This is a genomic window from Nocardia asteroides (assembly GCF_021183625.1).
Lineage (GTDB): Bacteria > Actinomycetota > Actinomycetes > Mycobacteriales > Mycobacteriaceae > Nocardia > Nocardia asteroides_A.
Map to the genome: position 1 here is coordinate 4,002,129 of NZ_CP089214.1, position 13,374 is coordinate 4,015,502.

The window sequence follows — 13,374 nt, forward strand, 5'->3', positions numbered from 1 at the left end:
TCAGTGGCCCAGAAGATCGGTGACCAGCGGCGCAGGCCGCAGCAGGAGCGTTCGCGGGAATCCCGCGAGCGGATCCTGACCGCCGCGACTCAGCTCTTCGCCGCGCACGGGGTCGGAAACGTCTCGACCAATCGCATCGCCGCGCACGCGGGCATGAGCATCGGCTCGCTCTACCGCTACTTCGCGGACAAGGAGGCGATCCTGGAGACGCTGCGGCTGCGCCTGGTCGGCGAGCTGGAGGAACAGTTCACCGCCGCCGTGCTCGCGGGCATGACCCTCGCCCCCGCCGAGTCCTTCGCCCGCAGCCTGCACGGCATCGCCGACACCCTCGCCCGCCGCCGCGAACTGGTCCGCGCCCTCTCCCCGCACGCCACCCTGGAGGCGCTCGGTCTCGGCGACCTCGAACGCCGCCTGCTCGTCCTCACCCGCGGCTACCTGCTCAACCTGCTCGGCCCCCTCCCCGACGCCGAACTGGAGGTCAAGGCCTACGTCATGGTCAGCGTCGGCGTAGCGAGCAGCCTCCGCATCGGCCTGGAGGCCCCGGCCAACCTGGACCGCGACCAGGTCATCGCGGAGATCGCCCGCATGGTTGCCGGTTGGCTCCAGCCGTAGTGCGTCAGATTCTCCGCAGGCCGTTCAGGAAGGGGCAGCCTGCCAAGGTGCGGACCGCCCGGCTCAACCCTTCGATGTCGTCGGCGGGGGTGCGGAAGGGCAGGCGGAAGTCGTGGTCGCCGTCCATGCCCTCGATGCGCAGGGTCAGCCCGTAGCGGTCGATGGCGAGCGGGTGCACGATGCCGCGCTGCAGGTGGGCGGGGAGTTGCCTGGCGATCATCGCGACCAGGTCGGCGTGGTCGCTCTCCATGTGCTGGAGCCAGGCCGATTCCATGGCGCAGAAGGGGTCGGGGGCGGCGGTGCGCAGCTCGTCGACGTCCACCGATTCGGCGCCGGTCGCGTCGGCGACGACGGCGGATTTGATCACGACGCGGAGCAGGGTGAGGCCGTGCCCGACGTCGAGCAGCATGGGGTGCGGCAGCTCCGCGGCGACCTCGCCCGCGAGCGCGCGCTGCGCGGGCAGCGGCACCGCCCGCACCCAGCCGCGCAGCCAGACCAGGGAGCGCACCGGCTCGCGCACCACGATGGGGGCGTGGTCGGTCAGCTCGAGGACCGCGGGCGCGCCGCCGCCGCCGGAGTTGGCGACCAGCACCGCCGCGACCGAGGTGCTCGGCACCGCGACCACCGCGTCGCCGCACTCACGCAGGTGGTGCACCGACACCGGGGTCGGGTCGATGCCGGGCATGGCGAGTACCGCGTGCTCGGCGTGCGCACAGGCGCTGCGCACCCGCTCCGCGGTCGACGGTGCGAGGGTCGATTGCGGCATGTAGTCCTCCTGGTGCCCGCTCGCCCTGCTCGGCGAGAATTAGGTTACCCTAAGCTAAGTGAGCGGACGATCTTGCGCAAGAGCTTCGATCCGGGTGGTCGGAAGGCCCGGCGCGGCCGGGAGCGCGCGCCGCTGCCGGTCCAGCCGGGGTTACCGTGATCGGATGACCGAGTCGTCCGCCACGCCACGCGTCGAGGCACCCATGCCCCGCACGGAGAGTGGCGGTGCCACGCTGCCCGGCGCCGGCTCGGCGGACGCGGCGGGTCGAGGTGCTGTGGCACCCGAGACCGGAAGCGGCGCGGTGCCGTCGGGAGCGGGCGGTCCGGAGCCGGTACTCATGTCGCTGCGCCCGCCCGCCCGGCGCAGCCTGGCCGATGGCCTGGTGCGGCCGCCGGGGCCGGTGCCGCCGGGGATCAGGGCGCTGGAGCCGGAGCTGCCCGACGCCGAACTGGCCGATCTCGTCGGCACGGTGGTGCACACCGCCGACGGGTTCGTCGCCCGCACCGGGAACGCCGCGCGAGCGCTGGCGATCCTCGCCGCCACCGCGGCCGCGCTCTGCGGCGAGGACGTTCGCCGCGCGCTCGCCGCCCCGGACATCCCCTTCCTGACCGGGCTGAATCCGCAGGCCGTCGAGGCGGTGCGCGGCGTGTTGCTGTGGATCGAGGCGGAGAATCCGGCCGAGTTGACGGCGGAACTGGCGGCCCTGCTGCGCGGGGGCGGCGCAGGCAGCGCGACGGCGGGATGAGTTCCGCGCGACGCAAGTAGTGTCATAGGCGTGCCGCGCATCGCCTACTTCGGACCATCCGGAACCTTCACCGAGATGGCGCTCGCCCGATTCGAATCGACGGGCGCCTTCGACGGGCAGGTGGAGCGGGTCGCCGCGCCGAGCCAGGGCGCCGCGCTGGAGCTGATCCGGGCGGGCGAGGTCGAGGGCGCGGTGGTGCCGATCGAGAGCTCGGTCGAGGGCTCGATCGCCGCCACCCTCGACTCCCTCGCGCTCGGCGCGCGGCTGCAGATCGTCGCCGAGACCGAGCTCGAGGTGACCTTCAGCATCCTGGCCAGGCCGGGCACCGAGCGCGAAGACGTGCGGTTGCTCGCCGCCTACCCGGTGGCCGCCGGACAGGTGCGCGAATGGGTGGCGCGCGAGTTGCCGGATGCCGCCTACTACACCTCCACCTCGAACGCCGCCGCCGCCGAGGACGTGCAGGCGGGCAAGGCCGACGCCGCCGTCTCCACCGTCCTGGCCGGCGAGCGGCTCGGGCTGGCCACGCTGGCCGCCGGGGTCGCCGACCACGACCAGGCCATCACCCGCTTCGTGCTGGTGACGCCGCCGCGCTCGGCCCCGCCCGCCACCGGTTCCGACCGCACCTCGGTGGTGCTGGAGCTGACCAACGAACCGGGCTCGCTCATGCGCGCCTTCGCCGAGTTCTCCACGCGCGGCATCGATCTCACCCGGATCGAATCGCGGCCGACCCGGACCGGCATGGGCGCCTACCGCTTCTACCTCGACTGCGTCGGGCACATCGACGACAGCGCGGTGGCGGAGGCGCTCAAGGCGCTGCACCGCTCGGCGCCGCGCATCCGCTACCTCGGATCGTGGCCCGCGTTCGCCAAGCCCGGCGCGCCGCCGCCGCCGGATACCGATGCCGCGCTGTGGCTTTCCCAGCTACGAAAGGGGGTGGCGGACCGTTGAGCGCACGACTGATCCTGGTTCGGCACGGAGAGACCGAGGGCAACGTCGCCAAGTTGCTCGACACCAGGGTGCCCGGCCTCCCGCTCACCGAACGCGGGGTGGCACAGGCGAAGACCCTCGGCGCCGCGCTGGCCGCGCCGCCGCGCGCGCTGTACTGCTCGGCCGCGCTGCGCGCCAGACAGACCGCGAGCTACATCGAGGAGGCCACCGGGGTGGCCGCCCAGGTGCTCGACGGCACCTACGAGGTGCAGGTCGGCGATATGGAGGGGCAGAACACGCCCGCCGCGCACGACCTCTTCCAGGACATCTACCACGCCTGGCACGAGGGCGAGCTGGACCGCAGGCCGCCGGGCGGGGAGTCCGGGTACGAGGTGCTCGCCCGCTTCCTGCCGGTGGTGGAGCAGCTGCGGCAGACCTGGTTCACCGACGGCGCCGACGGCGACGTCCTGCTGGTGATCCACGGCGCCGCCATGCGGCTGCTGGCCCGGGTACTCACCGATATCCGGCCGCCGTTCACCACGAACAACCACCTGGACAACACCGAGACCATCGAGCTGCTGCCGCGGCCGGACCGCGGCTGGGAGCTCATCCGCTGGGGCCGCTTCACCCCGCCCTTCGGCCCGGATACCCAGCCGGAGCAGGACGACCCGATGGGCTGACCACCCTACCGGACCGGGAACTCGTCGCGCTCGGGCAGACCGTTCACCAGGTCGAGCAGCGCGGCGCGCAGCCGGGCGGGCGTGCCGCTGCTCAGCGAGGTCCACTTGCTGCCGTCGTCGGCCCGGCTGGCGGTGGCGAGGAAGCGGCCGTTGCGGGTGTCGAAGACGGCGATGTGGTTGTCCGCGTACTCGCGGCTGCCGTCGCGGTAGGCGACCCCGACGATCTCCGCGTGCGCCTCCAGGTGCACCAGCGCCGAGGCCAGCGCCTGCGCGTCCCGATCCGGGGTGCCGACGGCGGCGAGCCGCCGCGCGGTGGCGGCGGCATCGCCGAGCTCGCCGAAGATCGGCACCAGGTCGTCGGTGTAGGCGTTCAGGCCGGTGAGGTCGAGCGGCTCGGCCGGGCCGAGCGCGGCGAGCAGCGGGGCGGGCAGGTCGTCGTCGACCTCGTCCAGGACGTAGGAGTTCGGCCCGCGGAGGGCGACGGTCACCAGGTCGTCGCCCTTCGCGAGGCAGAGCCTGCTCACCCGGCCGTCGACCACCAGCCGCAGCGCGACCACCCAGTGCGGGCGGTTCAGCGTGCGCAGGCGGTCGGCGAGCGCGGGGTGCACCTCGCCGCCGGCCAGCAGGGCGCGCTCGGTGAGCGACCCGGCGGCCGCGGCGAGCGCGGCGTCGTGCTCGGCGACGTTGTCGTACCGGCCGATCGCGTCAAGCACGACCGGGACGTCATCGATCTGCAGCTCCTCCAGGAGGAACTGCATCTCGTCGAGGGAGAGCACCACCGACTCGAGGGCCGCGGGACCGCGGCCCGCACCGAGCACGGTCACCGAGTGGTGCCGGCGTCCGCGCCGATCACGCCGTCGGTGGCCCAGCGGCCGTCGTGGAATGGCTCGTCGCTGCGCAGGTAGTCGGCAGCGTCGTGCTCGCCCTCGTCGTCCTGGCCGGTGCCGCGGGCGTTGCCGAGCAGCGGGCTCTGGCCGCTGCCGGTGGTGCGCACCGGAGCGGCGTCCACCCGGGCGACCACGGAGTCACCGACCGCGGCGGCGGCGGGCATGCCCGCGCCGAGCGCAGCGCCCGCGCCCCAGCCCTCGGGGAGCGTGAGCTTGCCGTTGCCGTTCGCCGAGCCGCCCGCGCCGACGCCGGAGAGCGCCGCCGACCGGGTGCTCGCGGCCGCCGCGCCTGCCGCGCCAGCCACCCCGAGCCCCATCGGCGCGACCGCGGCGGGGGCCGTGGTGCCTGCGGAGGTGAGCGCGGAGATGGCGGCGCCACCGAGGTTGCCCGCGGTGGTGACGCCGGTGCCGACCACCGAGCCGGCCACGTTGGCGGCCTGGGTCGCGGCGCTGACCACCGCCGGGTTCTGCACGAAGGCGGCGGCCGCGGCGACCGCGCTCTGGACCGGGTCGCCCTGGAAGGCCGTCTCGGCCGACTGCTCCGACGCGCCCTCCGCCGTGCCCGCGCCGTTGGCGATGGCCGGCGGCCGGGCGAACTCACCGGGCGTGGTGACGAGCGCGCTGGTCGCGGCCTCGTAGGTCTCCATGACGAGGGCGGCGCGGATATCCATCGCGTTCTTGGCGACTTCGGCCACCTCGAAGGCGCCGGAGAGCGCGCCGGGCGGGTTCGCCGAGGCGACGACGGCCGCGTTCACGGCGACGATCTCCGGCAGGCTCGGCATGGCCAGCGAGGCGACGGTGTACGCCGTCGCGTTGGCCGCCGTTTTGGTGGCCATGGCGGCCGCCATCACGCCCTGCTGCTCGGCCCAGCCCATGAAGCCGGTGAGCCGGGAGAGCGCGGCGATGCCGTTGATGCCCTGCATGCCGACGCCGAGCTCGGCCATCACCCGCGCGACGGTGGCGGTCGCGTCCACCCACACCCCGGTGAGCGCACCCCACGCGGTCGCCGCGGCGGAGATGGGAACGGCGTGCGCGCCCGAGTTCAGCGCGACCGAATTCACCTCGGCCATGCGCGGCAGCCAGAAAACCCCGGTGATCCCTGCGGTCATTCTCGTTTCTCCCCTGTTCGAATTCGCTCGCGGATCAGGCGCCGATCGCGCCGAGCGCGGCGGCCTGGACGACGTCCTGGCCGAGCTGTGCGGCCAGCTGGCTGCGCAACACGGCGGCGGCGTGGTGCAGCTCGAGGATCCCCTGCGCGACCGCGTGGTCGTGCGTGCCCGCCGCGCTGTTGAAGTGGTTCGCCGCGAGCAGCGAGACCTCTTCGGTGCCGGACGGCAGCACGTGCGTGGCGGGCGCGGTGACGGTGGCGGCGGTGGCGAGCCGCTCGGCGAGCAGATCGAGCTCGGCCGCGGCCAGAAGCACGGCCTCCGGCGACATGAGTACGTGGCCAACCATGACTCGACTCCTTCTAGTGGCTATGGGGCGGAACCACGAGAATTCCCCCTACGAGTTCTAGGACGCGACGGCGACACCATCGGTTCCCTCGAGTCCTCGAGTTCCCTGAGACTAACGCACTTCCGGCCGTTGGCCGCAGGGAAAACTCAACCCCAGCCGAGCTCGTGCAGCCGTTCGTCGTCGATGCCGAAGTAGTGCGCGATCTCGTGGATCACGGTGACCGCCACCTCCTCGACCACCTGGGCCTCGTCCCCGCAGATGTCGAGGATGGCGTCCCGATAGACGGTGATGGTGTCCGGCAGCGAGCCGCCGTAGTGGCTGTCCCGCTCGGTCAGCGCGATGCCGTGGTAGAGCCCGAGCAGATGTGGGTCTTCCGGATTGCGTGGCTCGATCAGCACGACCACGTTGTCGATGGCCCGCGCCAGCTCCGCCGGGACGAGATCCAGTGCGTCGCCGACCAATTCCTCGAACCGGGCGGCGGGCATCGCGACGGTCACCGGGGCGCGGGCTGCGGCGGCAGCGGGGCCGCGCCGGGCAGCGGGGCCGGGGTGGAGCGGCCGCTGTTCGGCGGCGGCACCGGGGCCTGCCCGTTGATCAGGATGTCACCGCGCGCCGAGCCCTGGATCGGCGCGAAACCCTCGCGGTCGGCGCCCTTTCCGACCATGCAGTCCAGCCTGCGGCTGCCCGCCAGCCAGCTGCGCGCGTCCAGGTAGTCGAAGAAGAGCGTGAGCGTCTTGTTCCGGATGGCGTCCGGGCTGCCCAGGTAGTCCGTCGAGGTGCGGGTGCACTCCTGCTCCATGAACTTGTCCTGGTCGTCCTTGGTCGGCAGGCCGCTGGTGAAGTGCGAGCCGAGGTCGATCGTGGAGACGATCTCGACCGCGTGCTGCTGGGCGCACTCCACCGGGTCCGACGGCAGGTTCTGGTTGATGCCGAGGCAGACGCCGGGCTCGTAGACCCGGGACTGGTCCTGCTTCGCGGCGCTGCCGACGGTGCTCGGGGTCCCGGTCGCGGCGGCGACCTGCAGCCCGCAGCGCAGCGTGCGGTCGCCCGCCTGCCAGCCGTCCGCGCTCGGGTACATCAGCCCGACCACGTAGCGGCCGCGCGGATCGAACCGCCCGTCCATGTACTTCTGCACCGCGGGAACGCAGTGCTCCTCCTTGAGCTCGGTGAGCCGCAGCGAGTCCGGGAAGCGCGAGCCGGGGGCGAACTCGCGGCCAGGGTAGCGGCTCATGTCCACCTCGGCGGCGACCTCGAACAGGTGCTTGCCGTCGCAGCTCACCTTCACCAGGTCGCTGCGGTCGGTGGTGCTCCAGGTCAGGCAGTCGCCCGCGGCCGCGGTGCCGAAGGCGGCGTCGCGCACGCCGGCCGGGGCGGCGGGGTTGTGCGCCTCCAGCCCGGTCTCGTTGTCGAATCCGGTAACGAAGAGCGTCACCATGGCGGCCGCGACCGCGCCGACCGCGACCGCGAGCAGGGAAAGGCGCAGCGTGCGGGCGGACAGGTGCAGCCCGCGCTTGGCGGCGCGCGGCTCGCCGTCGCCCTTTTTTCCTCGGGCGCGGTCGCGGGGGTTCGGCTCGTCGGGAGACATCGCGATCCATCATGGCAGCGCCACTGCCCGGCGTGCCACGTTCGGGTGTATCGGCGGGGGTTCAGCGGGGTCGATTACGCTGGTCGCCCATGATCGACCTCCGATTCCTGCGGGAGAATTCCGACGCCGTCCGGGCCTCCCAGCGCGCCCGCGGCGAGGACCCGGCGCTCGTCGACGCGCTGCTGGAGGCCGACTCCGCGCGCCGCTCCGCGGTGGCGAAGGCGGACAACCTGCGCGCCGAGCACAAGGCCATGGGCAAGCGGGTCGGCAAGGCCGGCCCGGACGAGCGCCCCGAGCTGCTCGCCCGCGCCCAGGAGATGTCCGCGCAGGTGAAGGCGGCCGAGGTGGACGAGCACGCCGCCGACGCCGCGCTGGACACCGCGCAGCGGGCGATCTCCAATGTGGTCCAGGATGGTGTGCCCGCCGGCGGCGAGGACGACTACGTGGTGCTGGAGACCGTCGGCACCCCGCCGGAGTTCGACTTCGAGCCGAAGGACCACCTTGAGCTCGGCGAGGCGCTCGGGCTGATCGACATGGAGCGCGGGGCGAAGGTCTCCGGCGCACGCTTCTACTTCCTCACCGGGTACGGCGCGCTGCTGCAGCTCGGGCTGCTGCAGCTGGCCACCCAGCGGGCGGTGGCGAACGGCTTCACCATGATGATCCCGCCGGTGCTCGTCCGGCCGGAGATCATGGCAGGCACCGGCTTCCTCGGGCAGCACGCGGCCGAGGTGTACCACCTGGAGGAGGACGACCTCTACCTGGTCGGCACCTCCGAGGTGCCGCTGGCCGGCTACCACTCCGGCGAGATCATCGACCTGAGCGCCGGGCCGAAGCGGTACGCGGGCTGGTCGTCCTGCTTCCGCCGGGAGGCGGGCAGCTACGGCAAGGACACCAGGGGCATCATCCGGGTGCACCAGTTCGACAAGATCGAGATGTTCGTCTACTGCGACCCGGCCGAGGCGGACGCCGAGCACCGGCGGCTGCTGGCCTGGGAGCGCGAGATGCTGGCCGCCATCGAGGTGCCCTACCGGATCATCGACGTCGCCGCGGGCGACCTGGGCAGCTCGGCCGCGCGGAAGTTCGACTGCGAGGCGTGGGTGCCGACCCAGGGCGCCTACCGGGAGCTCACCTCCACCTCGAACTGCACCACCTTCCAGGGCCGCAGGCTCTCCACGCGATTCCGCGACGCGGACGGGAAACCGCAGATCGCGGCCACCCTGAACGGCACGCTGGCGACCACCCGCTGGATCGTCGCGATCCTGGAGAACAACCAGCGGGCCGACGGCTCGGTGCGGGTGCCGGCGGCGCTGGTCCCGTTCGTCGGTACCGACGTGCTGCCGCCGCAAACCAGGACAACGGCCTGACGTCGCGATAGCCGGGAGTTCGCCGGGGATCGAAAACAGGGATCGGGCTGCCGTCCGGGTGGGTTGCCTCTACCCTGTTGTCGTGCGAGGAATCGGGTCTCGCGGCGATACCCGAACCCGGGTGCGGGCCGCGTCAGCGCTGGCGACGGCCATGGTCATGTCCAGGACCACCGGCGCCTTCTATGTCATGGGCGGTGCCCTCGGGCTGCTGCTCACCGCGATCGCGCCGGGCGACGAGGGCAACCGGATGCTGGTCGGCAGCGCGGCGGCGGTCGCGCTGCTGCTCGGGTTGAGCCTGCTCGGCTGGGGTCCGCGGATGCCGCACAACGTGCACCACGGCTACGTCGCCCTCGCGACCGTGCTGGTGACGGTGGCGGTGCACTCCTTCCCGAACACCGTCGGCGCGATCAGCCTCGCCGCCTTCTACGTCTTCGTCGCCTGTGACGCCGCGCTCTTCTTCGCCTGGCCGCTCGCGGTCGCGCACATCGGCTTCGCCATGGTGATGTGCCTGTGGGCGCTGCCGACCCGGGATCTGCCCGGCTGGTCCGGCGTGATCCCGGCCGGCGTGACGTTCGGCGTCGGCGTCGTGGTCGGGATCCTGACCAGGATGGCCTCCGAGGCCGATATCGACACCCTGACCGGGCTGCTCAACCGGCGCGGCTTCGACCGGTTGCTGAACGCCGCGATCGAGCAGGCCGGGCGCACCGGCCAGGGGCTCGCCCTGGTCCTGGTCGACCTGGACCGCTTCCGCAAGATCAACGACCACCTCGGGCACCGGGCAGGCGACGCCGTGCTGCAGCGGGTCGCCGATGCCTGGACCGAGCTGCTCGCGCCGGACCAGCGACTGGCCCGCTACGGCGGCGACGCCTTCGCGCTGCTGCTGCCGAACACCACCGAGCAGGCCGCGATCCTGCTCACCGAGCGGCTGCGCGCCGCCGTCACCACCGGCTGCTCGGCGGGCGTCACCTCGTGGCAGCAGGGCGAGTCCGGCTCGCTGCTGGTCAGCCGCGCCGACGTCGGACTGTACCGGGCCAAGCAGGGCGGCCGGAACCGGACGGTGCTCGAGTCCTCGCGGCAGCAGCCGCTGGCGGTGGAGCTGCGCGACGCCATCGACCGCGGCGCGCTCGACGTGCACTACCAGCCGATCGTCAGCCTGACCGAGGGCGGCGGCAAGGCGGTCGGCGTCGAGGCGCTGCTGCGCTGGTCGCCCGCGGCCCAGCCGGACGTCACCACCGAGGGGCTGATCCGGGTCGCCGAGGAGTACGACCTCATCTCCGACCTGGACGAGCTGGTGCTGCGCAAGGCCTGCGCCGACGCGGCCCGGCTGCAGGAGACCTTCGCCCAGCTCGACCTGACGCTGAACGTCAATGTCAGCGGCCTCGAGCTGGCCGAGACCGAGTACGCGGACCGGGTGGCAGGCATCCTGGAGAACACCGGCTGGCCCGCCGACCAGCTGGTGCTCGAGGTGACAGAGAGCGAGCTCGCGGCGGAGTCGCAGACCGCCATCGCGAACCTGCACACGCTGCGCGAGCGCGGGGTCCGGATCGCCATCGACGACTTCGGCACCGGCTACTCCTCGCTGAGCAGGCTGGCCACGCTGCCGAGCGACATCATCAAGGTCGACCAGTCCTTCGTCGCCGCCATCCGCTCGGATTCGCCCGCCCCGCCGCTGCTCGGCGTGATCGCGGCGCTGAGCAACGCGCTCGACCTGCAGGTGATCGCGGAGGGGGTGGAGACCGAGTACCAGGCCGCCGTCCTCACCGAGCTCGGCTTCGCGCTGGCGCAGGGGTACCACTACAGCGACTCGCACCCGGTCGCCGAGCTGATCACCGACCTGAACGGCGGGCGAGGGGAGCTCACCGCCGAGCCGGTCGCGCCGCCGCGCACCGGGGACGACGACACGCACGAGACCGCCGACGGGTGGCTCCCGCTCGGCTGAGCGGAAATCCCGTTGACCGGCCGACGGCACGGGCGCAGGATGGGCGCATGCACCTGCTGATCTACGCCTGTTGAGTTGTGCTCGGCCGCGCTGAGCGCGGCCGCACCGAGGCGGGGCTCGCGCTCCGCGCGGTGCTCTACGTCGGCACGCGCGAATTCGTGCCGTACTACGCGCTGTACGCGGTCTTCTTCGCCGATCACGGGCTGAGCACCGCGCAGATCTCGTCGCTGCTCGCGCTCTGGTCGGGGACGGCGTTCCTGCTCGAGGTGCCATCCGGCGCCTGGGCCGACGCCTACTCGCGGCGGGCGCTGCTGATCCTGAGCGGGCTGCTGCTGGTCACCGGGTTCGGGGTCTGGACGGTGTGGCCGGGGTACCTCGGCTTCGCCGTCGGGTTCGTGGTGTGGGGTGCGGCGGGGGCGCTCTCCTCCGGGACCTTCGAGGCGCTGCTCTACGACGAGCTCACCGCGCTCGGGGCGGCCGGGCGGTACCCGGTCGTCCTCGGCCGGACCAGGGCGGCCGGTGAGTTCGCCGTCGTCCTGGCGATCCTCGCGGCCGCGCCGCTGTACGCCTGGGGTGGGTACGCGCTGGTCGGGTGGGTGAGCGCCGGGCTCGCCGCGGTGCACACGCTGGCCGCCTGCGCGCTGCCGGCGGCGCCGCGGGTGGTCGGGGTCGGTGCTGTCCCCGAGGACGGGGACGAGATCGAGCCCGTCGGGCCGGGCGTGCCCGCTACGGACACACCCGGTGCCGATCGGGAGCCGCTCGGCACGCGGGGCGCTGCGGCCGAGTCCGCCCTGGGTACCGATGGCACGCCCGAGTCGACGGGTCTGCGGCGCTGGCTCGCCATGCTGCGCAGCGGGCTCGGCGAGGCGCTCAGGCATCGGAAGGTGCGGCGCGGCGTGCTGCTGGGGGCGGCGCTGTACGGCATCACCTCCTACGACGAGTACTTCGGGCTGCTGGCCGAGGCGGGCGGCGCGGCGACCGCGGTGGTTCCGCTGCTGGTCGGGGTGACGGTGGTCGGCTCGCTGCTCGGCGCACTGGCCGCAGGCCGCACCGAGAACCTCTCCGGCCGGGTGCTCGGCGCGCTGGTCGGCGCGGGCGCGCTGCTGCTCGCGGCCGGCTCGGTGCTGGCGGGCAGCGTCGGCGGCGGGGCGGCGGTGCTCGGCGGGTTCCTCGCCATCGCCGTCGGGTACGGCGTCGGGGTGAACGCGGAGGTGGTCGCCGACGCCAGGCTGCAGGAGGCGATCGACGGCCCGGCCCGCGCCACCGTCACCTCGGTCTCCGGCCTGCTCTCCGAGGTGGTGGCGCTCGCGGTGTTCGGCTTCGTGGCACTGGCGACGGCGGTGCTCTCGCTGGCCGCCACCATGGCGCTGCTCGGGCTCGCGGTGCTCGCCATCGCGGCGGTCACCCCGCGCTGGCTGCCGCCCCGGCGGTAACGTGCCGGGGTGACCGGACGCACGCGCATGGGGGTGCTGCTCGGCTTCGGGATCGGCGCCGGGGTCGCCGTGCAGGCCAGGATCAACGGCGCGCTCGGCGCCCGGCTGCAGGACGGCATCGCCGCCGCGACGGTGAGCTTCCTGGTCGGGCTGGTGGCGCTGCTGCTCGCGGCGCTGCTCGACCGCCGGGTGCGCGCCGGGGTGCGCCGGGTGCGCGCCGGCGTCGCCGACCGGTCGCTGCGGCCCTGGCAGCTGCTCGGGGGCCTCTGTGGCGCCTTCTTCGTCGCCGGGCAGGGGCTCACCGTGGCGGCCATCGGGGTCACCGCCTTCACCACGGCGGCGGTTGCGGGGCAACTCGTCAGCAGCCTGGTGGTGGACCGGCTCGGGCTCGCGCCGAGCGGCCACACCCCGGTGACCCCGCGGCGGTTGGCGGGCGCGGTGCTCGGCATCGGCGCGGTCGCGCTCGCCGCCTTCGGCCAGCACGGCACACCTGCGGGCGCGGTGCCGCTGCTGCCTGCCGTCCCGCCGGTGCTGCTGGTGCTGCTGCCCGCGCTGGCCGGGGTCGGGCTGGCCTGGCAGCAGGCCGTGAACGGGCGGGTCGCCGCGGTCGGCGGCCCGCCCGCCGCCGCCCTGGTGAACTTCGTCGTCGGGCTGGTACTGCTGGTCCCGCTCGCGGCGCTGGTCGCGGCGGTGCGCGGCCTGCCTGCCGCACCGCCCACCGAGCCCTGGCTCTACCTCGGCGGGCTGATCGGCGTCGTCTTCATCGCGGTCGCCGCGCTCGCCGTCCGCTGGATCGGCGTCCTGCTCCTCGGCCTCACCTCGGTGGCGGGCCAGCTCACCGCAGCCGTCCTGCTCGACCTCTGCACCCCCACCGGCCCCGGCCTCTCCGCCCCCGCCGTGGCCGGTTGTCTGCTGACGCTCGCCGCAGTCCTCGCCGCCACCCGAAACCCGCAATCCTGACCGGTTCTCCGCAACCGACCA

14 protein-coding genes are annotated in these 13,374 nt (G+C 73.5%); 8 read left to right on the forward strand and 6 right to left on the reverse strand.

The window, feature by feature from the left end:
• Nucleotides 1-3 precede the first annotated feature (3 nt).
• Entirely contained in the window at nucleotides 4-612 is a 609-nt protein-coding gene (locus tag LTT61_RS18985; RefSeq protein WP_233015434.1) for a TetR/AcrR family transcriptional regulator, read from the forward strand.
• 4 nt (nucleotides 613-616) lie between these two features.
• Here the strand turns inward: LTT61_RS18985 and LTT61_RS18990 are convergent, their stop codons facing one another.
• On the reverse strand, nucleotides 617-1,378 hold the full coding sequence (locus tag LTT61_RS18990) for a DUF2470 domain-containing protein (RefSeq protein ID WP_233015435.1): 762 nt from the start codon (nucleotides 1,376-1,378) through the stop codon (nucleotides 617-619).
• Between the two features lie 163 nt (nucleotides 1,379-1,541).
• Here LTT61_RS18990 and LTT61_RS18995 point away from each other — a divergent pair, with 163 nt between their 5' ends.
• The 3 genes from LTT61_RS18995 to LTT61_RS19005 are packed head-to-tail and all read left to right on the forward strand — an operon-like array spanning nucleotide 1,542 to nucleotide 3,730.
• Nucleotides 1,542-2,123 (forward strand): hypothetical protein, encoded by a 582-nt coding sequence (locus LTT61_RS18995; protein WP_233015436.1) that lies wholly within the window; start codon nucleotides 1,542-1,544, stop codon nucleotides 2,121-2,123.
• 30 nt (nucleotides 2,124-2,153) lie between these two features.
• On the forward strand, nucleotides 2,154-3,071 hold the full coding sequence (pheA, locus tag LTT61_RS19000; RefSeq protein WP_233015437.1) for a prephenate dehydratase: 918 nt from the start codon (nucleotides 2,154-2,156) through the stop codon (nucleotides 3,069-3,071).
• Nucleotides 3,068-3,730, forward strand: coding sequence for a histidine phosphatase family protein (locus tag LTT61_RS19005; RefSeq protein ID WP_233015438.1), 663 nt, complete (start codon nucleotides 3,068-3,070; stop codon nucleotides 3,728-3,730). Before pheA ends, LTT61_RS19005 begins: the two co-directional genes overlap by 4 nt.
• 5 nt (nucleotides 3,731-3,735) lie before the next feature.
• Here the strand turns inward: LTT61_RS19005 and LTT61_RS19010 are convergent, their stop codons facing one another.
• The 5 genes from LTT61_RS19010 to LTT61_RS19030 form a co-directional block, all read right to left on the reverse strand.
• Nucleotides 3,736-4,554, reverse strand: a complete 819-nt coding sequence (locus tag LTT61_RS19010; RefSeq protein WP_233015439.1) for an ESX secretion-associated protein EspG — start codon at nucleotides 4,552-4,554, stop codon at nucleotides 3,736-3,738.
• Nucleotides 4,551-5,726 (reverse strand): PPE domain-containing protein, encoded by a 1,176-nt coding sequence (locus tag LTT61_RS19015; protein WP_233015440.1) that lies wholly within the window; start codon nucleotides 5,724-5,726, stop codon nucleotides 4,551-4,553. Before LTT61_RS19015 ends, LTT61_RS19010 begins: the two co-directional genes overlap by 4 nt.
• Nucleotides 5,727-5,760: 34 nt before the next feature.
• Nucleotides 5,761-6,072 carry a PE domain-containing protein gene (locus LTT61_RS19020; RefSeq protein ID WP_233015441.1) on the reverse strand — a complete coding sequence of 104 codons (312 nt, stop codon included), beginning with the start codon at nucleotides 6,070-6,072 and terminating at the stop codon, nucleotides 5,761-5,763.
• Between the two features lie 146 nt (nucleotides 6,073-6,218).
• Nucleotides 6,219-6,557, reverse strand: coding sequence for a metallopeptidase family protein (locus tag LTT61_RS19025; protein WP_420094820.1), 339 nt, complete (start codon nucleotides 6,555-6,557; stop codon nucleotides 6,219-6,221).
• A gap of 8 nt (nucleotides 6,558-6,565) precedes the next feature.
• Complete coding sequence (locus LTT61_RS19030; protein ID WP_233015443.1) at nucleotides 6,566-7,657, reverse strand: septum formation family protein; 1,092 nt, start codon at nucleotides 7,655-7,657, stop codon at nucleotides 6,566-6,568.
• An 89-nt stretch (nucleotides 7,658-7,746) separates the two neighbouring features.
• Here LTT61_RS19030 and serS point away from each other — a divergent pair, with 89 nt between their 5' ends.
• From serS to LTT61_RS19050, 4 genes are all read left to right on the forward strand, one after another.
• Nucleotides 7,747-9,021, forward strand: a complete 1,275-nt coding sequence (serS, locus tag LTT61_RS19035) for a serine--tRNA ligase (RefSeq protein ID WP_233015444.1) — start codon at nucleotides 7,747-7,749, stop codon at nucleotides 9,019-9,021.
• Nucleotides 9,022-9,142: 121 nt separating this feature from the next.
• The gene (locus tag LTT61_RS19040) at nucleotides 9,143-10,960 is read left to right on the forward strand and encodes a putative bifunctional diguanylate cyclase/phosphodiesterase (protein ID WP_233015445.1); all 1,818 of its coding nucleotides are present in this window, start codon (nucleotides 9,143-9,145) and stop codon (nucleotides 10,958-10,960) included.
• Nucleotides 10,961-11,037: 77 nt separating this feature from the next.
• Nucleotides 11,038-12,393 (forward strand): MFS transporter, encoded by a 1,356-nt coding sequence (locus LTT61_RS19045; protein WP_233015446.1) that lies wholly within the window; start codon nucleotides 11,038-11,040, stop codon nucleotides 12,391-12,393.
• 9 nt (nucleotides 12,394-12,402) lie between these two features.
• Nucleotides 12,403-13,353 (forward strand): DMT family transporter, encoded by a 951-nt coding sequence (locus tag LTT61_RS19050; protein ID WP_233015447.1) that lies wholly within the window; start codon nucleotides 12,403-12,405, stop codon nucleotides 13,351-13,353.
• Nucleotides 13,354-13,374 lie beyond the last annotated feature (21 nt).